Source organism: Mesorhizobium sp. WSM4813 (assembly GCF_055811555.1).
Genome location: NZ_JBVVQU010000081.1, coordinates 1 through 21,036 on the forward strand (window position 1 = coordinate 1; position 21,036 = coordinate 21,036).

Genomic DNA, 21,036 nt, shown 5'->3' on the forward strand with positions numbered 1-21,036 from the left:
CGGAGTCCTCCCAAGAATCCACAACCCGCCAATTGGCAAGCAATTTCCCATCTACTCAAACGCGATTCCCCTGCCCTTGTGGGGGAGATGTCCGGCAGGACAGAGGGGGGTGGGAAGGATAGCTACGTCGACGACCTAAACTGTAGAGTGTCCCGGTTCCAGCCATAGAGCCAGTCGAGATCGGCCGCGAGCTTTTCCGGCGGGCGCAGCTTCAGAAACAGGTTGCGCGCGACGGCCACCGGCCCCGCTGCATGCCAGGCGAAGCGGTTGACGGCACCGCGGCGGGTGACCTTGGCGATGCGCGGCCGCCGCATCTTTTCCCAGGCGGCAAGCGCGCTCCAGGGGTCGGCAGGCGAGGCGGCGACAAAGCCGGCAAGGGTTGCGGCATCCTCGATCGCCATCGCCGCGCCCTGCGCCGCAAACGGCGTCATCGCATGCGCCGCATCGCCGATCAGCGCGATGCCGGCGGGCGTCGTCCATGGCTGTGCCTGGTCGACCGTATGGATCGGCCATGCGGTCCAGGGGCCGGCATCCTCGGCAAGCCGGGCCAGTGCTGCCGCCGTGCCATGCATGGCGCCGACGAGGATGTTGGTGTCGGCGTGGCCCGGCCAGCTCTCGGCGATGATCTCGCCCCTGGTGAAGGCGGCCAGGTTGAACGCCGTGCCGTTGCTGACCGGATAGGCGACGAGGTGGAAGCCGGGATGCAGGAAGGTGGTCACGCAATTGGCGGCGCCGACCGCCGCAAGCGCTTCTCCCGCGACACTGTCTGCACTGATCGTAGCGCGCCAGGCAAGCTCGCCCGAAAACCGGCTTTTGGCCGCAAACCCGCCAAAAGCGCGGATAGCCGACCAGACGCCGTCGGCGCCGATCAGCAGAAAGCCGTCGGCTTCGACTGTCTTGCCGGCAATCTCGACTGTTGCCGTAGTATGGCGCGGTCCTGCGGCGACGCCGCCGACGCGCGCGCCGGTGACGAGACTGATTTCCGGCTGTTCGGCAAGGCGCGCCATCAGCGCGTCTTGCAGGTCAGCCCGATGAGCGACGAGATAGGGGGCCTGCCAGCGCCCTTCGGCTGCTTCGCCAAGCGGCACCCGCGCCAGCTCGCGCAGCGTGGCGGCGTCCTTGAGCACGACCGCCTCCGGCCGCACCGCCGCCGGCAACAGCCGGTCGAGCACGCCGAGCTGGCGAAGGATGCGCGTTGCGTTGGGTGAGAGCTGGATACCGGCGCCGGCCGCTTCGAGGCGCGGCGCCTGTTCGAACAGCCGCACCAGATAGCCGCGCTCGGAAAATGCCAGCGCCGCAGTCAGTCCGGCGACGCCGGCTCCGGCGATAACAACCTGCCGGGACCGGGTGTCGTCCATGGGGATGGCGTGCGCGTGTCAGGCGGCCTGGTCGATATAGAGGCATCCCGCAGGCTGCGTTTCCGTCGCCTTCAGCTTTGGCGAATAGCGATAAAGCGTCGAGCAATAGGGGCAGACCTTTTCATTGTCGTCTCCCATGTCGAGAAACACATGCGGATGGTCGAAAGGCGGGTTGGCGCCGGTGCACATGAACTCCTTGACGCCGATGTCGATCGCCGCATAGCCCGCATCGTTCTGGAAATGGGGAATGGAACCGCCTGCCATCGTCGTCTCCTGCATTTGCCGCATGACCCCGGATCATGCGCAAAATCAAAATTCCACCGCGTCCTGTGCGCGTCCAAGGAACGCGCCGCGCTGTAGCTGGATTGCATCTGGATCATAAGCTGTCTCTTTGCAAGATCGATGAAATCAAACTGTCGTAAAAGCCTGTCACAGGATAAGCTAAGCCGGTTAAGGCATGGCCCCGAAAACCGAATTCGGTTCGCTGGGGATCGTGCGTAGCTTAAGAGTGGTAGAGCGTCCTTTGCGCGTCCGCAAAGACGCGCGACGCTGTGGCCAGCGGGTGCGAAACGAGCAGGAACCATGAACGAATTAAAGCCGGTGCAGAGCGAATTCACCACTGTCGAGGTGGCGAGCCCAGAGGGCGGCAACCCGGACCGCTTCGTCAACCGCGAGTTTTCCTGGCTGCAATTCAACCGCCGCGTCCTCGAGGAATCGCTGAACGCCAATCATCCGCTGCTCGAGCGTGTCCGCTTCCTGTCGATTTCGGCCGCCAATCTCGACGAGTTCTTCATGGTCCGTGTCGCCGGGCTCGCCGGCCAGGTTCGCGAAGGCATCAAGCTGAAGAGCCCGGACGGCCGCACCCCCGAACAACAGCTGGAACAATTGCTGCGCGAGGTCGAGCGCCTGCAGGAGGACCAGCAGAAGAGCCTTTCCGCGCTGATGCTGCTGCTCGACAAGGAAGGCATCGAGAGCATCAGCCGCGATGCGCTGACCAAGGACGAGAAGACCTGGCTCGAGGATCATTTCCAGGAGCAGGTGTTTCCGGTGCTCACACCGCTTTCGATCGACCCGGCGCATCCGTTCCCGTTCATTCCCAATCTCGGCTTCTCGATGGCCCTGCAACTGCGCCATCGCAGGAATGGCGAAGAGATGAGCGCGCTGCTGCGTCTGCCGGTGGCGCTGAAGCGCTTCATCCGCTTGCCTGACCGCAAGCGTCATGTCCGCTTCATTCCGCTGGAAGAGGCGGTCGGTCTCTATATCGGCAAGCTGTTCCCCGGCTACGAAGTCAAGGGCTCCGGCACGTTCCGCATCATCCGCGACAGTGACATCGAGGTTGAGGAGGAGTCCGAGGATCTCGTGCGCCTGTTCGAGACGGCGCTGAAGCGCCGCCGCCGCGGCTCGGTCATCCGCATCGAATTCGATAAGCTGATGCCGGCCGAACTGCGCGAGTTCGTCGCCGGCGAGCTTGCCGTCTCGTCGAGCCGCATCAGCGTGCTCACCGGTCCGCTGGCTCTCAGCCAGATTTCCGAGATCGTCGCCATCGCCCGCGACGATCTCAAATTCACGCCCTATAATCCGCGCTTTCCCGAGCGCATCCGCGAGCATGGCGGTGACTGTTTTGCCGCCATCCGCGAGAAGGACATCATCGTTCATCATCCCTACGAATCCTTCGACGTGGTGGTGCAGTTTCTGCGCCAGGCGATGGCCGACCCGGAAGTGGTGGCGATCAAGCAGACGCTCTATCGCACCTCAAACGACAGCCCGATCGTGCGCGCTTTGGTCGACGCGGCGGAGGCCGGCAAGTCGGTGACGGCGCTGGTCGAGCTCAAGGCGCGCTTCGACGAGGAAGCCAACATCCGCTGGGCGCGCGACCTCGAGCGCGCCGGCGTTCAGGTCGTGTTCGGCTTCCTCGAGTTGAAGACCCACGCGAAAATGTCGCTGGTGGTGCGGCGCGAGGACGGCAAGCTGCGCAACTACGTGCATCTCGGCACCGGCAACTACCACCCGGTCACCGCGCGCATCTACACCGACCTGTCTTTTTTCACCACCGCTCCGACGATCGCCCGCGATGTCGCCCAGCTTTTCAATTTCATCACCGGCTACGCCGAGCCGACCGATGAGATGCGGCTGGCCATCTCGCCGTTCACGCTGCGCAAACGTATCCTCAAGCACATTTCGGACGAGATTGCCCATGCGCTGGAGGGCAGGCCGGCCCGCATCTGGATGAAGATGAATTCGCTGGTCGACCCGATCATCATCGACGCGCTCTATGACGCCAGCCGCGCTGGCGTCGAGATCGATCTCGTCGTGCGCGGCATCTGCTGCCTGCGGCCCCAGGTGCCGGGCCTGTCGGAGAACATAAGGGTCAAGTCGATCGTCGGCCGCTTCCTCGAACACAGTCGCATCTATTGTTTCGGCAACGGCCACGGATTGCCGTCGGACGGGGCGGTCGTCTACATCTCATCGGCCGATTTGATGCCGCGCAATCTCGACCGCCGCGTCGAAACCATGGTGCCGATCACCAATCCAACGGTGCATGAACAAGTCCTCGGCCAGATCATGCTGGGCAACATCATGGACAACCAGCAAAGTTTCGACGTATTGGCTGACGGAACCTCCCGGCGCGCCACGCTTGAGGAGGGCGAGGAACCGTTCAACGCGCAGGAATATTTCATGACCAATCCGAGCCTTTCCGGACGGGGCGATGCGCTGAAATCGCATGCGCCCAAGCGCATCGCGCAGTTCAAGCGCCGCAAGAAAAACGCCGCAGCGACCGGCTGATGATTTCAACGTCCCAGGGCCGGCTTCAGGACCGCCGACCGCTGTCCATCATCGACATCGGGTCGAACTCGATCCGTCTTGTCGTCTATGAGGGGCTGGCGCGCTCACCGACCACGCTGTTCAACGAAAAGATGCTGGCCGGCCTCGGCCGCGGCATCGTCTCGACCGGAAAGCTCGATCCCGAGGCGGTGACCCGCTCGATGGAAGAATTCCGGCGTTTTCGCGCGCTTTCCGAGCAGGCCGGCGCCGAGCATATGTACGTGCTGGCAACCGCCGCCGCCCGCGAGGCGGTCAACGGCCCCGATTTCATCCACCGCGCCGAAGATGTGCTCAAGACCGAGGTCCAGGTGCTGAGCGGGCGCCAGGAAGCGCATTATTCCGCACTCGGCGTCATTTCCGGCTTCCACCCGGCCAACGGCATCGCCGGCGACCTCGGCGGCGGCAGCCTCGAACTGGTCGACGTTGATGGCGAGGCAATCGGCGATGGCATCACGCTGCCGCTGGGCGGCCTGCGCCTGCAGGACATGGCCAAGAACTCACTGGCCCAGGCGGCAAAGATAGCGCGCGACGAGCTCGCGAAGGCAAAGCTCCTGAAAGGCGGACAGGGCAGGCCGTTCTATGCGGTCGGCGGCACCTGGCGAAACCTCGCCCGGCTGTACATGGAAATGACCAGCTATCCGCTGAGCGTCATGCACCATTACGAGATCGGCATCGACAGCGCTGCGAACTTCCTCAAGCAGGTCGCCAAGGGCGAGATCGAGAAGATACGGGGTATCGAGGGCGTCTCAAAGAACCGCCGCTCGCTGCTGCCTTATGGCGCCATCGTGCTGCAGGAGATCATGGCGGCGATGCAGCCGTCCAAGATCATCGTCTCGGCGCTGGGCGTGCGCGAGGGCTTTCTCTACTCGCTGCTCGACAAAGCCGAGCAGAAGGCAGATCCGCTGATCTCAGCCTCGGAGGAACTCGCCCGGCTGCGTTCGCGCTCGGTCACCCACGCGCATGAGCTTGTCGAGTGGACGGGCAAGACCTTCGCCGCCTTCGGCATCGAGGAGACCGTCGACGAGGCGCGTTACCGCCAGGCCGCCTGTCTGCTTGCCGACATCGGCTGGCGCGCGCATCCCGAATATCGCGGCAAGCAGTCGCTCAACATCATTGCCCACGCCTCCTTCATCGGCGTCGACCATCCCGGCCGCGCCTTCCTTGCGCTGGCCAACGCCTACCGTCATGAGGGCATCTTCAACGAATCGATCGCGCCGGAAATCAAGGCGCTGGCAACGCCGCGCTATATCGAGCGCGCCCGCGTCCTGGCCGCCGTGATGCGCGTCGTCTACCTGCTGACGGCGGCGATGCCGGGCGTCATGCCGCGGCTGAAATGGGAAAGCCGCGGCAATGGCGTGCTTGCGCTGGTGCTGCCGGCGCCGCTGGCCGACCTTTACGGCGAGCGCCCGGCCGGCCGGCTGGCACAGCTGGCGAGGGTCACCAACCGCCGGCTGGTGCTGGCGGTCGAGGGCGGCCCCAATATGCCAGCCAAGTAATCTGGCTCAGGCAAGTAATATGGCTCAGGCAAGTAATCTGGCTAAGTTTGGCAGCTTGTGCCGGTCAAGTCGTTTCAGAGCCGATCCGAAATATCCGCCCATCGAACGAATAGGCGCCTGCGCCAGCCATCGCCAGCGCCAGAAAACCGCCTGATAGGGCGATGTCCTTCATCAGCATCTGCGAATGCATGAAGGTCAGCATCGGATCGTCGCCGCCCCGGCCATAATGGCCGATGAAACCTGCTGCAATGCAGAAGGCGGCAAGCAGGAGCGCCGCGATCGAGGTGTTAAGGCCGACGAGGATGAGCAGTCCGGCGATCAGCTCGAACAGCCCCGTCGCCCAGGCTGCGAGCGTGGGCAGCGGCAGGCCGAGGCCGGCAAAGTAACCTGATGTGCCGGCGATGTCGGTAAGCGCGTGGAAGCCGGACGGAACGAATAGCGCGGCGAGAAGCAGTCGGGAAAACAGAAGCAGCGCATTGCGGGGCATTGGTCACCTCGATGTCGGCCAGGCCGGTTGACCTGTTCTTCCCCGACGCCTCATTCTTAGCAGAAATTCGGATCAGGCACTCGGTCCGACCAATCGAAATCTGGTAGATCGACAACGAAAAAGGGACGCGGAAAATTCCGCGCCCCTTGGTGCAAATCGTTCCTGGACCGCTTCAGCCGCGCTTGGCGTCGACCGAATAGGCGCCGGCGCCCGAGGAAGCCAGCACGAGGAAGCCGCCCGCAATCGCCAGGTTCTTCATGAAGCTGATCATCTGCATCTGATCGGCCCAGCCGGTGTGGGCGACCAGCCCCGTGGCGACGGTGAAGATTGCCAGCACCCAGGCGGTGATCCGGGTCTGAAAGCCGATGAGAATGGCGAGACCGCCGAGCAGCTCGATCAGGCCGACGACTACAGCCGTTACGGTCGGCATCGGCAGGCCCATGCTGCCGAAGTAGCCGGCGGTGCCGGCGATCGCGTTGAGCTTGCCGAAACCGGAAAGCACGAAGATGACTGAAAGCAGGACGCGGCCAAGCAGGATGGTGCCTGAGGCGTTGAAAGCGGCGTTGGAAACGGTGCCGGAACCGGCAACGGACGTGTTGGTGGACATGGTGGACTCTCTCCAGAAGGGTTGCGTTGCCCATCCACATAGAGCAGGGCGACTGTTCACCAAAGGTGTAGATTTGGTTACAGATTGTTCACCGCGGTAACGTTTTTGCGATAGCGCAAGATCATCCGGGATGCGTCATGTCCTCCGGCCGCACCAGGCGGTCATAGTCGGCTTCGGTGACCAGCCCGGTGGCCAGCGCTTCCTCGCGCAAGGTCGTGCCGTTCTTGTGCGCGGTCTTGGCGATTTTGGCGGCATTGTCGTACCCGATGGTCGGCGCCAGTGCTGTCACCAGCATCAGCGAGCGGTCGAGGGCGGCCTTGATATTGTCTTCCCGCGCCTCGATGCCAACGACGCAATTGTCGGTAAACGAGATGGAGGCGTCGGCGAGCAGCTGCACCGACTGCAGGAAATTATAGGCCATCAGCGGATTGTAGACGTTGAGCTCGAAATGGCCCTGGCTGCCGGCGAAGGTCACAGCCGCATTGTTGCCGAACACCTGGATGCAGACCTGCGTCAACGCCTCGCACTGGGTGGGGTTGACCTTGCCCGGCATGATCGATGAACCCGGTTCGTTTTCCGGCAGAGACAGTTCACCAAGGCCGGAGCGCGGGCCGGAGCCGAGCAGACGAATGTCGTTGGCAATCTTGAACAGGGCGCCGGCGCAGGCGTTGATGGCGCCATGCGAGAACACCATGGAATCATGGGCCGCCAGCGCCTCGAACTTGTTCGGCGCGGTGACGAACGCGATGCCGGTGATGTCAGCGATTCGCGCCGCCACCTTCTCGGCAAAACCGACCGGCGCGTTGAGACCGGTGCCGACGGCGGTGCCGCCTTGCGCCAGTTCCTGCAGACCTGGCAGCGTCATCTCGATACGTTTGATCGACGAGGCGACCTGCGCGGCATAGCCTGAGAATTCCTGGCCAAGGGTGAGGGGCGTCGCGTCCTGCGTATGCGTGCGGCCGATCTTGATGATGTGGGCGAAAGCTTTGGTCTTGGCTTCGAGCGCCGCATGCAAATGCTTCAGCGCCGGCAACAGGTCGTGCACGATGCGCTCCGCGCAGGCGATGTGCATGGCCGTCGGATAGGTATCGTTCGACGACTGGCTCATATTGACGTGGTCGTTGGGATGCACCGGTTTCTTGGATCCCATGACACCGCCCAGCAGTTCGATCGCCCGATTGGAGATCACCTCGTTGGCGTTCATGTTGGATTGCGTGCCCGAGCCGGTCTGCCAGACGACCAGCGGGAAATGATCGTTGAGCTTGCCGTCGATGACTTCCTGGGAGGCTTCGATGATCGCCTTGCCGATGGCCGGGTCGAGCCGCTTCAACTCCATATTGGTTTCGGCCGCCGCCCGCTTGACGATGCCGAGCGCGCGAACGATCGACGCCGGCTGCTTTTCCCAGCCGATCCTGAAATTGCCCAGCGAACGCTGGGCCTGCGCGCCCCAGTAGCGGTCGGCGGCGACCTCGATGGGACCGAATGTGTCGGTTTCGGTTCTGGTCTCTGACGCGCTCACGGGATCTCTCCGATCTGTCGAATTCGGGACCGGCGTATCGCGTTGCACAAATGGCTTCAAGCGGAGATTGCGGGCGGCAAGGATGCAAATCGGTTGAAGGAACGTCTCTTCCTTCTGCCGCAGGGGGAGAAGGGAGAGGCTCGCCTCTCACCGCCCAAGCAGCGACTGTGAGGTTGGAGATAGGCGCAAGGTCTCGGTCGATCTAGCCAGACATGACTGGGCCTCCCGCTCGAATGCCTGCCACTCCGGGGAACCGGCAAGGGCCGCCTCGTGGCGGGCATGGGCGTCCGCGCTGTTGAAGGCGGTGACGCTGATGAAGACGTTTTCGCCTGATCGCACCGGCAGGCGGGGAAAGCTGTTTTCGGCATGCTCGGTGACAAAAGCAGCAAGCGGCCGTGCGCCAAGTGCCGCCAACACGGGAATCGCGTCGGGTTCGAAGCGGCTGGCGAAGTCGGCCTCGGCGCCGGGCCGCAGATGATGAATCTTGATAACAACAATATCCGACAAGCGATTGTTTCTGCTTGGCGTTTCGCGATCCGGCAAGGCCGCCCGTTGCGAGTTCGACAGATCGAAGCCCGCGCCCAGCCATGCCGGTTTCAGCAACAGCACGTCGTCGGAGGAAATCATCGTGGCGTTGGCGGCGTCGCGCCAGGCCGCCCATACCGGCCCATCATAAAAAGCGGTCAGTGCATCCTTCCGCGCGCCCATGCCGTCGAAGCCGCGTAGCCAGACGAAGATGTCAGGCCGGTCGAGATCGCGGAACTGACCGATGATGGTCATGTCAGCCGCTTCCTGACCCTCAATCAGGTGACCGTCGAAGATGCCGATCAGCGTGTCGCGCCGGCCGGGTTTCAGCGTGTACTGCCTGAGCTCGACGACCGGCGAGGCGTTGAGGCCGGGTTTCGAGGGAGCATTCGGGGGCAGGCTCATTGCACAATCTCCAAAACAGGGTATTCATCCTGTTTTAAAACAGACCGGTTGTCCTGTTTTGTCAATCTGCTATCGTGTGAAAATGTCAGCAGAGATCACCGCTCGTCCAAAGGCGCGGCCCGGTAAACGCACCAACGACCCGGACGGGCTGCGCAAACGCGTGCTCGATGTCGCCGAAGCCTCCTTCCAGGCGCGCGGCTACCACGCTTCCAGTCTCGGCGACCTGATGGCCGCAGCAGGCGTCACCGGTGGCGCGCTGCATCATCATTTCCCGACCAAGAAGGCGCTGGCGCTGGCGGTGATCGAGGAGCGCGTGGCCGCGGCCGTCGAAGCAACATGGATCGCGCCGGTGCGGGCGGCAGGCTCGGCGCGCGAGGGCGTGCGCAGCGTGTTCGAGGCCGTGGCGGCGGAACTGGAGCAACAGGGTTTCGTGCGCGGCTGCCCGCTCAACAACCTGGCGCATGAGCTGTCGCTCGCCGATCCGGATTTTCGCGCTGCCCTTGCCGGCATTTTTTCGGCATGGCGCGAGGCGATCGCCGACAGGATCAGGGCCGACCAGCAAGCGGGCAGGGAGCAGGGCACCGATCCGCAGCGCTTCGCGGCCCTCGCGGTCGCCACCTATTCCGGCGCCATGTCGATGGCCAAGACGGCGCAGGATTCTGGTGTGCTGCGCGACTGCCTGAACGCGCTGGAGCAGGGGACTGCCTCGGCAGGAGCGAAGCGACGTCGCAGGGGGCTGCGGCAGCACAGAGCCTTGTGATGCCGGAGCGTCAGGCCACCTCTCCCCTGCCGGTCTAATTCGGCAGCGGTTTGATGACTTCGTAGCCGACCACGCTTTCGGCGTTGGTGCCCTCGTCATAGCGCCTGGCTAACACAGCCTGCAGGTCGGGCGCGTAGAGCGCGGTGAATTCATCCTGTGTCTTGCCGGCCTCGTTTTTGATGGTCTGCCTGACGGCGAGCACGCTGTATTTGCAGTCGCCCAGGCTGAAGGTCTCCTTGCCCTTGACGTTGATCTCGAGCGTCTCGGTGCCCTTCGGTTGTTTGCTCGCTGCGAGACGGACGAATACGGTCTTGCTCTTCGCCCCGGCCTTGAGCGGAAACAGCTTTCTGAGATCGGAAAACGGGATCATCGCAAGCTGACCGGTCTCGCTGTCGCGAAACACCTCGATCAGGCCGCCGAACAGAAACTGCGTCTGCGGCGATTGGGACTGGTATTCGTTGGCAACCGACACCATTCCACCCGCCGCGGGTCGAAACTCGCTGTGGATACCGGGCCTTTCGAGAATGAAGCCGGCCTTGGCGGCCTTGGCGTCAATACACTCGGCACTATGGGCGGCACTCGCCAGGATGGTGAGCGCCGTGCCGATGGATATAGTCTTCATAGCGTCCTCGTTTGCCCGCACAAGCTGAGTCCTGACCCTGAAAGCAATGCCAGACCTGCGGCAGCGTGTCGACATACCGTTCGCGGCAACTGGACGAAGAGGCGCCGGCTGTGCTGAATTCGCGCCATGAATCGCGTCTCGGCAGGATCACTCTCCCGGCGCAGCTTCCTGGCGCAAGCGGCGGGGTTTGCTGCGGCCGGCGCCCTTGCGCGACCGGCGCTCAGTCAGACCGGGCAGCGCGTTCCGCCTGTCGACGCCACCTTCCTGTTCGTCGCCGATGTCCATGCCTGCCGCATGGCCAGCGGGCTGAGCCCAAATTGCCAGCAGGAAGGCAAGACCGACGCCGCCTTGCTGCGCAGTGTCGCCGCATTGAACGGCATCGGCGAGAAGGAGTGGCCGACTGAAATCAACGGTATCGCCACCGGCCTGCGCTCGGCCGGCAGCCGCATCGGCACGCCGCTCGGCCTCGTCGTCGGCGGCGACATGACCGACGACGGCGGCGGCCAGGTCACCCAGCCCAGCGAAGGCACGCAGCTGCTCCAGTTCAGCCAGCGCTACCAGCAGGGCGTCGGTCCCGATCGCGTGCATGTGCCGGTCTATGTCGGGCTCGGCAACCACGATCTCGACCAGAACGGTCCGCCGAACCACGTCGACTGGTATCGCCGCGAAATGCGCGATTATGTCGAGGTCAACCATCGTGCCGGCGTGTTCTTCAAACCGCCGGTGCCGGTGACCGACTATGATGTCGACACCGACTGCTACTCATGGGACTGGGGCGGCCTGCATCTCGTCCAGACGCATCGTTTTGCCGGCGACACCGGCCACGGCGCGGTCTCCAGCCTGCCATGGCTGAAGCAGGATCTGGCGACCTATGCAGCGGACGGCCGCCCCGTTATCCTGTTCCAGCACTATGGTTGGGATGTTTTTTCGATCGAAAGATGGGATGCCGCCAGAGGAACCTTCGACGATGACGGCCCTGGTGCGCCGCATTGGTGGAGCGAGGCGGACCGGCAGGCGCTGCTGGCGGCGCTGAAGGGCTACAACGTCATCGGCATCTTCCATGGCCACCAGCACGAGATACCGATGATCTACCGCAGCGATGGGCTCGATCTGTTCAAGCCGAAGGCTGCCTTCATGGGCGGCTTCGCGCTGGCGCGGGTGACCGGCGACAGCATGGACATGGTGCTTGGCGAAGCCATCGGTGACCATGGCGAGGTCGCCTTCACCAACGCTTTCTCCAAGAGCCTGAATTTGTAGCGGCGACTGAAGCAAACAAAAGGCTACCTAAGCCGCTTTCCTGTTGCTATTGAAACGGCGGCGCCGGGATCAGAGCACCTTCCTGAGCTTTTCCTTCATGTCGCCATAGGCCTTCCGCATTTTGCCGGCGATCTTGTCGGCCGCGCCTTCAGCCTGGACGCGCCTGTTGCCGGTGGCTTTCTTCACCGAACCTTTGAGCTGCTTGGCTAGGCCCGCAACCTGATCCCTGTTCACCATGGCCGCATCTCCTGGGGATTAATCTGCCGTTTGGGAAACGGGCGGCTGGTTTTTCGGTTCCGAGATCACTGATCCGCGGAGCCGGCGAAGGAGAATGCCGGTCCGGCCCGATCAAAAGCGGGCTTCCAGAACGCCGCGAATGGCACATACGCTGATCATCAAGCGGCCGTCGAGCATCGGTGAGACGACAGTCCTGGTCGCCAGGGCCTAAGTGGCGGTCGCCGCTCGCCACCAAAGAACGCCCCTCGCGCGTTTTATTGCACGGGAGGCGTCCTTTGTGCCAGCCTTTCCTGAGATTGCTCTCATGAACTGCTGACGATACCCAAAATGCACGGATGCCAAAATGGTTCCCGGCATGGTGCGATTTTTTTTAACATCTGGCGCTGGCCCCCTCCTCACGGAGACACCTAATCCGGACAACCCCTGTGCTACCGACACGGCGAAAGCAAAAAATTGACACGGCGCCAAAAGAAGTCTAAAAGCAATTCGTCGATATTTGTTTGACCGACTTTTGTTATCCGCGTGTCCAGGCGCGCCTTTGACGAACTTCCCCCATCAAAATCGAGACAAACGCTGTTATGCATTCGCATGACGGCGAACGAATATTTGCCACGGAAAGGGTTCGTTATGAGCACAGGCACAGTTAAATGGTTCAACGCCACCAAGGGTTTTGGTTTTATTCAGCCTGACGACGGCTCGGCCGACGTTTTTGTCCACATCTCGGCCGTAGAGCGCGCCGGAATGCGCGACATCGTCGAGGGCCAGAAGCTCGGCTACGAGATGGTCCGCGACAACAAGTCGGGCAAGATGTCCGCCGATCAGTTGAAGGCGGCCTAAAACGGAATTCAGCCTCGCCGGTGACCACGGATGTACTGGCACCGGTGAATGGCGGGTTCCAGCGCATGACCCCGGAGACCTCGTTTCCGAAGGATCATGCGCAGATAAAAGATGCCAGCGCGTCCAAAAGGATGCGCGGCGCTCCAGTGGAAGGTCAGGCAATGCCTGGCCTTTTGCATTTGGGGCGCTTCAAAAATTCGAAAAGAGCACCGCGCGTTCACTTGAACGTGTTAAGGATGCTCAGCAATTTGAATCCGACTGCCGTATTGCTTTGTGCGTGGTCCTGGTCGAAAGACCGGTCTCGCCATTTTGCGGCATCATGCTCCGAACAGGGAGAAAGACCTTGACCGCCACTTCAAAGAAACCCCGCGACCAGGCCGAATCCATCTTCAGCAAGGCCCAGACCCAATCCATGTCACTCAACCGCATCATTTCCGAACAGGATGCCGTCAGCCAGGCCCGGGAAGCCAAGACCGCGCGGCTGCGCGAGCTGCGCCTGGAAAAGGAAGCCGACGACATGGCTGCGGCGGCCGCGCTCGCCGCCCCGCCGAAGCGCGTGGGCAAACGCTGATGGCCACCAAGCGCGTCCCGCAAAGGGCGATCGCCGCCGATTCGACCATCGCCGATGTCGTAGGAGAGCTCGACAAGCCGGTCGAATATGTCCGGCGCGTGCTCGAAAAGCTCGAGCGCTGCAGGCGCGCCCATGGCGATGCCCAGGTCAGGCTCGGCGTGCGTGGCCGCTCCGAATGCCCGAACTATCTGATCGAGTATGTCCGCGAAAATGCCAAGACCCACGAGCGCGTCACCCATCAGGATGCCGCCTATAGCGGCAGCACGCATCGCGAGCTGGCACCCCGGCACATCGAGGAGACCAGGAACTGGTCGCCCGAGGAAATGAACATCACGGCGGTCTCGGCGCTGATCGGCCGCCTTCGCAACCCGAATGCGCCATCATCGCGCTTCTCCGACGAGGATTGATATGGCCATAAAATTTTCTGCCAAGGACCAGCCGGCGGCATCCGCTGCCACCGCAAAGCTGGCCAAGCCGGCCGCCGCGCCGAAAGCCGATGTTACCGCCGAGGACGCGACCGATCTGTTCAAGTCGCCGGCGGAAGTGGCGTCGCGCAAGACCAGGAAGAAAAAATAGCGCCTTTGCCGCGAAACGCCGACCTGAATTCCGTTGCGTCAGGGCTGCTTGCCTTGGCGAGCGCCGGAGACTTTTCACCTCTGGAGAAGAGCGCCGCTCCTCTCTTCGATTGCCAGAGCTGCGGCGCCTGCTGTTCCTATTCGGCCGAATGGCCGCGCTTCTCGACCGAGGATGACGCGCAGCTCGACCGGATCCCGCAAGGCTATGTGGCGGCCGACGAATCCGGCATGCGCTGCGACGACGTGCGCTGTTCGGCGCTTGCCGGCGAGGTCGGCAAGTCGACCGCCTGTGGCATTTACCAGCTCCGACCGGACGTCTGCCGCGCCTGCATGCCCGGTGGCGACGATTGCCTGATGGCGCGCAAGGCGCATGGGCTGCCGACGCTGTGATAGCGGTCCTCAGATAGTGTTTTTGTAGATCAGGCCATCTTTCATGATGATTTTGAAGTTGTTGGCTGGATCGGCCACCACGTCGAGGTTCTCCAGCGGATTGCCTTCGACGAGCAGGAGGTCCGCGAGCGCGCCTTCTTCGATCACGCCGAGTTTCCCCGGATAGGGGTTCCGACGGCCCGACAGCGCGAGCAGCTCGGCATTGGTCCCGGTCGCCATGACGAGCGCTTCGGCAGGCGTGTACCAACGCACAAGCGACGCCAGAATTGCCCCCTGCTGCTTCGCCAACGCGCGGGAGAACAGGACATCGGTGCCCCATGCCGTCTTGATCTTGTATTTCTTCGCGAGTTCGTAGGTCCTGCCGATGCCCGGCCACACCTCATCGGCCTTGGCTCGCTCGACCGAACCCTCTTGGAGGCCTGTCCTCATCAATTCGGGAAGCGGCTGCAAGCTCAGCCAAATGTCCTTTTCGGCGATCAGCTTGGCGGTTGCCTCGTCCATGAGGAAGCCGTGTTCGATGCACTTAACACCAGCCGCGATAGCCTTCCGGATCGCATCCGAGGTGAAGGCGTGCGCGGCGACGTAGGTGCCCCAATTCTCGGCAATTTCAACGGCGGCCCGCAGTTCGGGCTCGGTGAAGGTGGTGACGTCGAGCGGGCTGTGGGGCGACGACACTCCGCCGCCCGCCGTCAACTTCAGCAGCGCAGCCCCCTGCATGAACTGCTCGCGGGCACGCAAACGCACCTCGTCGGGGCTGTCCACAACTATGCTGCCGCCGTTCCTCTCCATGGGAGTGAACAAGCCGCCGATCGTCCGAGGCAAGTCGCTGAGCTGGCGGAAATCTCCATGCCCGCTGGTCACGGTGATCATGGCTCCGGACGGATAGATGCGCGGCCCCGCTATGATGCCTTGATCTATCGCGCGCTTGAGGCCGAACGCCGGCCCGCCCACGTCGCGAACGGTGGTGAAGCCGCGCATCAGCGTATCCGTCGCCTCGTCGCCGGCCGCAAGATTGGCGAAGCCGACGTCGCCCATCGCCTCTGCCGGCGTGGACGCAATCAGCATTGCGTGCCAATGCGCATCGATCAGCCCCGGCATTAGCGTTCGCCCGTTGCCGGCAATGCGCCGCGCGCCTTCGGCCGCGATGGGACTTGTCGAGATCCGCGCGATCACATTGCCCTCGACCAGCACATTCGATGGGGCCGAAAGTGCAGCGCCTTTTCCGTCGAAGATGCGGACGTTTTCGAAAAGCACGTCGTCAGCGGCCGCAGTTGCGCAAAGTCCGAACACGACGGCTGCCGCAAGCATTTCTCTGCCCGAGCGAAGGATCATGAAAGCTGTGCGGGCAGAGAAAACGGCTGCGGCGCAGGACATGGCATGCGCCACGACCTCGCCTTTTGTCAGCTCCTGCGATCCAAAGGATTTGTGACACATGACGATTATCCTGCCTCAGGAGGAGGTGGTCACCGCGCAAGGACAGGTTCTAGCTCATACGGCATCGTCGTCAAGAAGCGTTCCAGACTGGCTACGTTCGCCGCGAAGGGTCGTGTTGAAAAGTAGGTCGATCGCGATGATGCCAAGGGCTAGCAGTGCAAGGTTTGCCTTAGGAAGCGAACAGACGATTCTGACGAAACGTCGCCTACCGGACTTGGGTGTAAATTCCGCCGAGGGATTTCCGCTTTGGGTCGTAAACCGAAATTCGAGATGAGACGCTACCGGCCCGCGGGCTGGCTTGTGCCCGCGCGGTTCGCTGGCTACGCTGCCGGCGGCAGGGAACAACGCCGGAGGATCATCCGTGAGCATCGAATTCTTATTGACGTCGCTGATTGTCGTGGCTTCGCCCGGCACCGGCGTTCTCTATACGCTGAGCGCCGGGCTTTCGCGTGGCGCGCGCGCCAGCATCATCGCTGCTTTCGGCTGCACGCTCGGCATCATTCCGCATATGGCGGCCGCCATCACCGGTCTGGCGGCGCTGCTGCACACCAGCGCGCTCGCCTTCGAGACGCTGAAATATCTGGGCGTCGCCTACCTGCTCTACATGGCGTGGAACACACTGAAAGAAAGCGGCGGCTTGAACGTCGGGCAGGATGTCGCGCCGCGCTCTGCCGGCAAGGTGATCACCTCGGGCATCCTCATCAACATCCTCAACCCGAAGCTGTCGATCTTCTTCTTCGCCTTCCTGCCGCAATTCGTCAGCACAACCGAACCGCATGCGCTGTCGAAGATGCTGGAGCTCAGCACCGTCTTCATGCTTTTGACGTTTGTCGTCTTTGTCGGCTACGGCATCTTCGCCGCCTCGATCCGCAGCCATGTCGTGTCGCGGCCGATGGTACTGACCTGGATGCGCCGCGCCTTCGCCGGCGCCTTCGTCACGCTCGGCGCAAAACTGGCGCTGACCGAGCGGTAGCGCCTGTTGGCGCTACCCCTTGACGTATCCCATCGCCTCGACGATTTGCCCGCCATGAAATAGCGCCAGATGGAGGCCGCTCTGCGCCCGAAGATAGAGCACGGTCGCGTGCAAGCGCGGCTGCTCGAGAAACATCGTTAACGCCTCGAAGCGTGGTCAGTGCCGGGATGCGCACGCCCTGCACTTCGATCGAGCCGCCGAGGGCGCTGGAACCTCGATCGAAGGGTTACTATTGCGTCGATGCTGCCGTTTCAAATGACGTCGTGATCCAATCCTTATAGCGGCAGCGGCTTGCCAGCCTGCTCGGCCATCATGTACTCGGCATACCAGTCGGGCCAGTTCTCATCACGCTGGCCGCCTGTCCGCTTCTCGTGCTCGCCATGGGCCGCAGACGCACGCCGGAGCGCGGCGGCGAGCTCGGCCGACGAGACAAATGTGGTGTCGTCGGGGTCGACGCGGCCGGGCGCTCGCGCAGTGACCTCCTGCAACAGCCAGACATTTCCGGACGGATCGCTGAGGGAGGCCCACGAGGAGTAGCTGCGCCGCTCAGGGTCCGGACCGCTGACACGGCCTTCACGGCCGGCATAGTGGTACACCTCGCTCACGTCGACACCGCGACCGGCGAGTTCGGCGCGCGCTGCCTCGATGTCTGACACGACGAGCTCGCCAACGCTTTCGAGGACATCGAGCTCGACCCGGGCATAGGGCCCTGGGGTGACCCCTGAGCCGAAGACTATCGAACACGGAGAGCCCGGAGGCGTAAACTGGATGACACGAAATTCGTCGCCTGTGATGTCGGCGTCGAGCCTCCAACCCAAGCCGCCGTAAAATCGCTTGGCTCGATCGACGTCCGAAACGGGGATGACGACGACTTCGAGCTTGATGTCGACCCTTCGCGCTGACGGGGTTTCGATTGCGGCTTCGCCGCGCTCCTGAATATCATTCATGACGATCTCCTTGGGTTTGGATGCGTCGCGTTATCTTTAACGCCGCGCGCTGGCCGGTGCCCGTGGTGGCTGTTCATGCATGCAAGCGGGATCTGAGGCACGGCCGCACCTATGCCGCCGAACCTCGTGATGCTCTTCTGGATGTGCACATTAACGCGAACTCGCGCCCGCTTCGCGGCGGACAAACGCGCCTACGTTTTGGCAGGGTGGTCGCTACTCAGCAAGAATACTGCGACCAAATATGGTAGCATCCTTATTGTATTGCAGCAAATCAACTCCCAAAAAATCAAAGTCCAATCGAGGGCGAGCGAACTTCCGCTGCGGGTCATGGACACACCCTGCTGCAGAACCCGGCAAAGACCACACCGGGTTCGCAAGCCGAAGTTCAAATTAAGGCCTTTCCAAAACACCGCCGCTGAACAGGACAACGGAGCCTTGACGTCCGGGGTCCGATTATGGAAGCGGATCGTCGCCCGCTGCCGGCTGCATCGCTGGGCGCGCCGCGCTCGACCGGCAAGGTGATCACCTCCGGCATCCTGATCAACATCCTCAACCCGAAACTGTCGATCTTCTTCGCCAGCACCACCGAGCCGCACGCGCTGTCCAAGATGCTGGAGCTCTCGAGCGTCTTCATGCTTTTGACGTTTGTCGTTTTCGCCGGCTAGGGCATCTTCGCCGCCTCGATCCGCAGCCATGTCGTGTCGCGGCCGATGGTGCTGATCTGGATGCGCCGCACCTTCGCCGGCGCCTTCGTCGCGCTCGGCGCAAAACTGGCGCTGACTGACCGGTAGCGCCTGTCGGCGCTAGCCCTTGACGTATCCCATCGCCTCGACGATTTGCCCGTCCGTTACGCGCATCAGATTGACGCCACGGATGGAGTTGCCGTCGGCACGCCAGTAACGCCAGCGGATTGTCGCCCGTTCACCGGCGACGAACGTCTCTTCAAGGTCGAAGCGGGTGCCGGGTTCGCTGGCGATCGCCGACCACAGCCGCACGCACGCCTCCCGCCCGGCATGGCGGGCGCCATCCGGCGCCGGCACGGTGTTTTCGATGACGCAGTCCTCGGCCACCAGGCCCGGGAGTGCCGACGGATCATGAAGCTGGAACACGTCATTGAAGTGCCGCATGATCTCGGCCGTCTGTCTGGATTGGTCGTCTGGATGGACGATGATGCTACCCTGTTTCATCTCGGTATCTCCTGATTTCATTTTTTCGCAGCGGCGCCCGTGGCGAGGTCGGCCTTGAGCCTGATATCGGCGACGCCCGCCAAAGCCCGGGAGACGAGGCATGCTGCTTTCGCGGATTGGGCAAAGCGCTGGAATTCCTCGGGCGCCAGGCCCGGGACCTCGGCTTCCGTTTCGAGGTCGATGCGGGTGAGCGTCGGTCCGGCCGTGCTCGTTCCGAGATGCACCTTGGCGACGGTGTGGATCCGTACGGGGACATGACCGCCGCTGCCCAGTATGGCGGTCAGCGCCATCGAAAAGCAGCCGGCATGCGCCGCCGCAATCAGTTCCTCGGGGTTCGTGCCGGGACCGTTCTCGAAACGCGACGGGAAGGAATAGGCGCCTTCGAAGACGCCGCTGCCGAGCCGCAGCCGGCCCGAACCTTCTTTCAACGAGCCCTGCCACTGGGCCTCTGCTTCACGGATGGTCATTTGTCGTTCTCCTCTTCGATGAAACGGTCGGAATATATAGACTGATCTACATATTATGTAGACCGATTGCTATATTCGGCGCAAGCCCTATAATGCTTTGCTCCTGACAGAGGCTGACATGGCGAATGATACCCGCACCCGAATGATCGAGGCGACGGCGCTGCTGCTGAGGCAGCGCGGCTATCACGGCACCTCGCTCAACGACATCTTGAGCGCCTCCGGTGCACCAAGAGGATCGCTCTACTTTCACTTTCCGGGCGGCAAGGACCAGCTGGTCGTCGAGGTGACCCGCGACAGCGTTGACAAGGTGACGGAAAGGCTTGGCGCAGAGCTGGCCGCCGAAAAAGATCCGGCGGTGGCCGTCCACCATATCTTTCAGTCGGTCGCGCGCATGCTGGAGGACAACCAGTTCACGCTTGGCTGTCCGATCGCACCCGTGGTGCTGGACTCGCCGATCGACGTGCCGGAGCTGGCCGAACTGTGCCGGTCGGCGTTCGAGCAATGGATAGGCTTGCTGCAGGCGGCCTTCGTCAGGGCAGGGGTGCCCGAGCGCCGCGCCCGCGCTCTGGCGCTGCTTGTCGAATCATCGCTGGAAGGGCTGATGGTGATCGCGCGCGCCACCCGCGACCGCGCCCAGGTGCTGGCGGTGGCCGATGAAGTCGCCGCGCTGATCGAGGGTGCATTGCCTGCCAAAGAGGGTGCTGTTCAGGCGAGGTGACGTTTTGTGGCCGTTATCGATTGAAGCTGGTTCGGATGCTGCCGAAAGGGGCGAAGACCGACCTCAGCGCGGCGATTCATGTTCTGCACCGCGATTCATGTTCTGCACCGCCGCGACGCCTGGAAGCAACGGCATGGACCCTAGGATCCATGCCGTGACAGTGGTCGAAGGGACGCGCCCGTGTAGAATGCGCCCCTTGCTTGTGATCAAGCTCCTCAATCCCACGGTCACCTCATAGCATGAACGCCACATCAACGAAAAAGGGCGGCATCGCTGCCGCCCTTTCCATGACTGATGGATGCGTGGATTAGAAATCCATACCGCCCATGCCGCCCATGCCGCCGCCGCCCATGCCGCCGGGCATGCCGCCGCCGGCCGACTCCTTCTTCGGAGCCTCCGCGATCATGGCTTCGGTAGTGACCAGCAGGCCGGCGACCGAGGCCGCGTCCTGGAGAGCCGTGCGCACGACCTTGACCGGATCGACGATACCCATGGCGATCATGTCGCCATATTCGCCGGTCTGGGCGTTGAAGCCGAACGTCGGGCCCTTGTTCTCGAGGATCTTGCCGGCAACGATCGATGCTTCCGCACCGGCGTTGGCCGCGATCTGGCGGGCCGGAGCCTGCAGCGCGCGGCGCACGATGCTGATGCCAGCGGTCTGGTCGGAGTTGGCGCCGACAGCCTTGATGCTCAGCGAAGCGCGCAGGAGTGCGACGCCGCCGCCGGGAACGATGCCTTCTTCGACGGCCGCACGGGTCGCGTTGAGGGCGTCATCGACGCGGTCCTTCTTTTCCTTGACTTCGATCTCGGTCGCACCGCCGACGCGGATGACGGCAACGCC

General features: G+C 62.9%; 25 protein-coding genes and 1 pseudogene. 12 read left to right on the forward strand and 14 right to left on the reverse strand.

The genetic code is table 11. The features are described 5' to 3' along the window. Nucleotides 1–122 precede the first annotated feature (122 nt). Both AC0L25_RS29825 and AC0L25_RS29830 read right to left on the reverse strand, forming a co-directional pair. Complete coding sequence (locus AC0L25_RS29825; RefSeq protein WP_473598742.1) at nt 123–1,358, reverse strand: FAD-dependent monooxygenase; 1,236 nt, start codon at nt 1,356–1,358, stop codon at nt 123–125. 18 nt (nt 1,359–1,376) lie between these two features. Beyond that, a complete protein-coding gene (locus tag AC0L25_RS29830) occupies nt 1,377–1,622 on the reverse strand; it encodes a zinc-finger domain-containing protein (RefSeq protein ID WP_029354249.1) in 246 nt (81 codons plus the stop codon). Between the two features lie 318 nt (nt 1,623–1,940). Between AC0L25_RS29830 and AC0L25_RS29835 the strand changes: the two genes are divergently transcribed. After that, complete coding sequence (locus AC0L25_RS29835; RefSeq protein WP_473598743.1) at nt 1,941–4,142, forward strand: RNA degradosome polyphosphate kinase; 2,202 nt, start codon at nt 1,941–1,943, stop codon at nt 4,140–4,142. Further along, nucleotides 4,142–5,677, forward strand: a complete 1,536-nt coding sequence (ppx, locus tag AC0L25_RS29840; protein ID WP_473598744.1) for an exopolyphosphatase — start codon at nt 4,142–4,144, stop codon at nt 5,675–5,677. The genes AC0L25_RS29835 and ppx overlap by 1 nt, the downstream gene beginning before the upstream one ends. A 64-nt stretch (nt 5,678–5,741) precedes the next feature. Here the strand turns inward: ppx and AC0L25_RS29845 are convergent, their stop codons facing one another. The 4 genes from AC0L25_RS29845 to AC0L25_RS29860 all read right to left on the reverse strand — a co-directional run bounded on the left by AC0L25_RS29845 (nt 5,742) and on the right by AC0L25_RS29860 (nt 9,220). After that, a complete protein-coding gene (locus AC0L25_RS29845; RefSeq protein ID WP_473598745.1) occupies nt 5,742–6,164 on the reverse strand; it encodes a DoxX family protein in 423 nt (140 codons plus the stop codon). Nucleotides 6,165–6,336: 172 nt separating this feature from the next. Next, the gene (locus AC0L25_RS29850; protein ID WP_473598746.1) at nt 6,337–6,771 is read right to left on the reverse strand and encodes a DoxX family protein; all 435 of its coding nucleotides are present in this window, start codon (nt 6,769–6,771) and stop codon (nt 6,337–6,339) included. A gap of 121 nt (nt 6,772–6,892) precedes the next feature. After that, on the reverse strand, nt 6,893–8,290 hold the full coding sequence (fumC, locus tag AC0L25_RS29855; protein WP_473598747.1) for a class II fumarate hydratase: 1,398 nt from the start codon (nt 8,288–8,290) through the stop codon (nt 6,893–6,895). A 147-nt stretch (nt 8,291–8,437) separates the two neighbouring features. Then, nucleotides 8,438–9,220 carry an NIPSNAP family protein gene (locus AC0L25_RS29860; RefSeq protein ID WP_473598748.1) on the reverse strand — a complete coding sequence of 261 codons (783 nt, stop codon included), beginning with the start codon at nt 9,218–9,220 and terminating at the stop codon, nt 8,438–8,440. A gap of 82 nt (nt 9,221–9,302) precedes the next feature. Here AC0L25_RS29860 and AC0L25_RS29865 point away from each other — a divergent pair, with 82 nt between their 5' ends. After that, complete coding sequence (locus AC0L25_RS29865) at nt 9,303–9,980, forward strand: TetR/AcrR family transcriptional regulator (RefSeq protein WP_473598749.1); 678 nt, start codon at nt 9,303–9,305, stop codon at nt 9,978–9,980. 34 nt (nt 9,981–10,014) lie between these two features. On the opposite strand, the gene AC0L25_RS29870 is transcribed toward AC0L25_RS29865, so the two are convergent. After that, on the reverse strand, nt 10,015–10,602 hold the full coding sequence (locus AC0L25_RS29870) for a hypothetical protein (protein ID WP_473598750.1): 588 nt from the start codon (nt 10,600–10,602) through the stop codon (nt 10,015–10,017). Between the two features lie 126 nt (nt 10,603–10,728). Between AC0L25_RS29870 and AC0L25_RS29875 the strand changes: the two genes are divergently transcribed. Then, the gene (locus AC0L25_RS29875; RefSeq protein ID WP_473598751.1) at nt 10,729–11,859 is read left to right on the forward strand and encodes a metallophosphoesterase; all 1,131 of its coding nucleotides are present in this window, start codon (nt 10,729–10,731) and stop codon (nt 11,857–11,859) included. Between the two features lie 69 nt (nt 11,860–11,928). Here AC0L25_RS29875 and AC0L25_RS29880 read toward each other — a convergent pair whose 3' ends face one another. Continuing rightward, nucleotides 11,929–12,096 carry a CsbD family protein gene (locus AC0L25_RS29880; RefSeq protein WP_473598752.1) on the reverse strand — a complete coding sequence of 56 codons (168 nt, stop codon included), beginning with the start codon at nt 12,094–12,096 and terminating at the stop codon, nt 11,929–11,931. Nucleotides 12,097–12,723: 627 nt separating this feature from the next. Between AC0L25_RS29880 and AC0L25_RS29885 the strand changes: the two genes are divergently transcribed. The 5 genes from AC0L25_RS29885 to AC0L25_RS29905 all read left to right on the forward strand — a co-directional run bounded on the left by AC0L25_RS29885 (nt 12,724) and on the right by AC0L25_RS29905 (nt 14,469). Continuing rightward, nucleotides 12,724–12,933, forward strand: a complete 210-nt coding sequence (locus AC0L25_RS29885) for a cold-shock protein (protein ID WP_010915421.1) — start codon at nt 12,724–12,726, stop codon at nt 12,931–12,933. A gap of 343 nt (nt 12,934–13,276) precedes the next feature. Next, nucleotides 13,277–13,504 carry a hypothetical protein gene (locus tag AC0L25_RS29890; protein WP_473598753.1) on the forward strand — a complete coding sequence of 76 codons (228 nt, stop codon included), beginning with the start codon at nt 13,277–13,279 and terminating at the stop codon, nt 13,502–13,504. Then, nucleotides 13,504–13,911 carry a hypothetical protein gene (locus AC0L25_RS29895; RefSeq protein ID WP_473598754.1) on the forward strand — a complete coding sequence of 136 codons (408 nt, stop codon included), beginning with the start codon at nt 13,504–13,506 and terminating at the stop codon, nt 13,909–13,911. Before AC0L25_RS29890 ends, AC0L25_RS29895 begins: the two co-directional genes overlap by 1 nt. Before the next feature lies 1 nt (nt 13,912). Continuing rightward, nucleotides 13,913–14,080, forward strand: a complete 168-nt coding sequence (locus tag AC0L25_RS29900; protein WP_473598755.1) for a hypothetical protein — start codon at nt 13,913–13,915, stop codon at nt 14,078–14,080. A 53-nt stretch (nt 14,081–14,133) separates the two neighbouring features. Continuing rightward, nucleotides 14,134–14,469, forward strand: a complete 336-nt coding sequence (locus AC0L25_RS29905; protein ID WP_473598756.1) for a YkgJ family cysteine cluster protein — start codon at nt 14,134–14,136, stop codon at nt 14,467–14,469. 9 nt (nt 14,470–14,478) lie between these two features. Here AC0L25_RS29905 and AC0L25_RS29910 read toward each other — a convergent pair whose 3' ends face one another. After that, nucleotides 14,479–15,777, reverse strand: a complete 1,299-nt coding sequence (locus AC0L25_RS29910) for a metal-dependent hydrolase family protein (protein ID WP_473598764.1) — start codon at nt 15,775–15,777, stop codon at nt 14,479–14,481. A 487-nt stretch (nt 15,778–16,264) separates the two neighbouring features. Here AC0L25_RS29910 and AC0L25_RS29915 point away from each other — a divergent pair, with 487 nt between their 5' ends. Then, entirely contained in the window at nt 16,265–16,876 is a 612-nt protein-coding gene (locus AC0L25_RS29915) for a LysE family translocator (protein ID WP_473598757.1), read from the forward strand. Between the two features lie 12 nt (nt 16,877–16,888). Here the strand turns inward: AC0L25_RS29915 and AC0L25_RS29920 are convergent, their stop codons facing one another. Both AC0L25_RS29920 and AC0L25_RS29925 read right to left on the reverse strand, forming a co-directional pair. Beyond that, complete coding sequence (locus AC0L25_RS29920; protein ID WP_473598758.1) at nt 16,889–17,011, reverse strand: hypothetical protein; 123 nt, start codon at nt 17,009–17,011, stop codon at nt 16,889–16,891. A 140-nt stretch (nt 17,012–17,151) separates the two neighbouring features. Then, nucleotides 17,152–17,823, reverse strand: a complete 672-nt coding sequence (locus AC0L25_RS29925; protein WP_473598759.1) for a VOC family protein — start codon at nt 17,821–17,823, stop codon at nt 17,152–17,154. 497 nt (nt 17,824–18,320) lie between these two features. On the opposite strand from AC0L25_RS29925, the pseudogene AC0L25_RS29930 reads away from it, so the two are divergent. Further along, nucleotides 18,321–18,614 (forward strand): annotated as a pseudogene (locus tag AC0L25_RS29930) (LysE family translocator); the annotation flags it as partial. Nucleotides 18,615–18,626: 12 nt separating this feature from the next. Here AC0L25_RS29930 and AC0L25_RS29935 read toward each other — a convergent pair. Both AC0L25_RS29935 and AC0L25_RS29940 read right to left on the reverse strand, forming a co-directional pair. Beyond that, nucleotides 18,627–19,010, reverse strand: coding sequence for a nuclear transport factor 2 family protein (locus AC0L25_RS29935; protein WP_473598760.1), 384 nt, complete (start codon nt 19,008–19,010; stop codon nt 18,627–18,629). A gap of 17 nt (nt 19,011–19,027) precedes the next feature. Next, nucleotides 19,028–19,477, reverse strand: coding sequence for an OsmC family protein (locus AC0L25_RS29940; protein ID WP_473598761.1), 450 nt, complete (start codon nt 19,475–19,477; stop codon nt 19,028–19,030). 118 nt (nt 19,478–19,595) lie between these two features. Between AC0L25_RS29940 and AC0L25_RS29945 the strand changes: the two genes are divergently transcribed. Continuing rightward, nucleotides 19,596–20,195, forward strand: coding sequence for a TetR/AcrR family transcriptional regulator (locus tag AC0L25_RS29945; RefSeq protein ID WP_473598762.1), 600 nt, complete (start codon nt 19,596–19,598; stop codon nt 20,193–20,195). A gap of 307 nt (nt 20,196–20,502) precedes the next feature. Here the strand turns inward: AC0L25_RS29945 and AC0L25_RS29950 are convergent. Beyond that, on the reverse strand, nt 20,503–21,036 hold a 534-nt coding region (locus AC0L25_RS29950; protein WP_473598763.1), incomplete at its 5' end, for a TCP-1/cpn60 chaperonin family protein.

Bases quoted from the DNA above. Each gene is read 5' to 3' on its own strand.
- AC0L25_RS29825 (WP_473598742.1), bottom strand. From the start codon at position 1,358: ATGGACGACACCCGGTCCCGGCAGGTTGTTATCGCCGGAGCCGGCGTC.
- AC0L25_RS29830 (WP_029354249.1), bottom strand. From the start codon at position 1,622: ATGGCAGGCGGTTCCATTCCCCATTTCCAGAACGATGCGGGCTATGCG.
- AC0L25_RS29835 (WP_473598743.1), top strand. From the start codon at position 1,941: ATGAACGAATTAAAGCCGGTGCAGAGCGAATTCACCACTGTCGAGGTG.
- ppx (WP_473598744.1), top strand. From the start codon at position 4,142: ATGATTTCAACGTCCCAGGGCCGGCTTCAGGACCGCCGACCGCTGTCC.
- AC0L25_RS29845 (WP_473598745.1), bottom strand. From the start codon at position 6,164: ATGCCCCGCAATGCGCTGCTTCTGTTTTCCCGACTGCTTCTCGCCGCG.
- AC0L25_RS29850 (WP_473598746.1), bottom strand. From the start codon at position 6,771: ATGTCCACCAACACGTCCGTTGCCGGTTCCGGCACCGTTTCCAACGCC.
- AC0L25_RS29860 (WP_473598748.1), bottom strand. From the start codon at position 9,220: ATGAGCCTGCCCCCGAATGCTCCCTCGAAACCCGGCCTCAACGCCTCG.
- AC0L25_RS29865 (WP_473598749.1), top strand. From the start codon at position 9,303: ATGTCAGCAGAGATCACCGCTCGTCCAAAGGCGCGGCCCGGTAAACGC.
- AC0L25_RS29870 (WP_473598750.1), bottom strand. From the start codon at position 10,602: ATGAAGACTATATCCATCGGCACGGCGCTCACCATCCTGGCGAGTGCC.
- AC0L25_RS29875 (WP_473598751.1), top strand. From the start codon at position 10,729: ATGAATCGCGTCTCGGCAGGATCACTCTCCCGGCGCAGCTTCCTGGCG.
- AC0L25_RS29880 (WP_473598752.1), bottom strand. From the start codon at position 12,096: ATGGTGAACAGGGATCAGGTTGCGGGCCTAGCCAAGCAGCTCAAAGGT.
- AC0L25_RS29885 (WP_010915421.1), top strand. From the start codon at position 12,724: ATGAGCACAGGCACAGTTAAATGGTTCAACGCCACCAAGGGTTTTGGT.
- AC0L25_RS29895 (WP_473598754.1), top strand. From the start codon at position 13,504: ATGGCCACCAAGCGCGTCCCGCAAAGGGCGATCGCCGCCGATTCGACC.
- AC0L25_RS29900 (WP_473598755.1), top strand. From the start codon at position 13,913: ATGGCCATAAAATTTTCTGCCAAGGACCAGCCGGCGGCATCCGCTGCC.
- AC0L25_RS29910 (WP_473598764.1), bottom strand. From the start codon at position 15,777: ATGCTTGCGGCAGCCGTCGTGTTCGGACTTTGCGCAACTGCGGCCGCT.
- AC0L25_RS29920 (WP_473598758.1), bottom strand. From the start codon at position 17,011: ATGTTTCTCGAGCAGCCGCGCTTGCACGCGACCGTGCTCTATCTTCGG.
- AC0L25_RS29925 (WP_473598759.1), bottom strand. From the start codon at position 17,823: ATGAATGATATTCAGGAGCGCGGCGAAGCCGCAATCGAAACCCCGTCA.
- AC0L25_RS29935 (WP_473598760.1), bottom strand. From the start codon at position 19,010: ATGAAACAGGGTAGCATCATCGTCCATCCAGACGACCAATCCAGACAG.
- AC0L25_RS29940 (WP_473598761.1), bottom strand. From the start codon at position 19,477: ATGACCATCCGTGAAGCAGAGGCCCAGTGGCAGGGCTCGTTGAAAGAA.
- AC0L25_RS29945 (WP_473598762.1), top strand. From the start codon at position 19,596: ATGGCGAATGATACCCGCACCCGAATGATCGAGGCGACGGCGCTGCTG.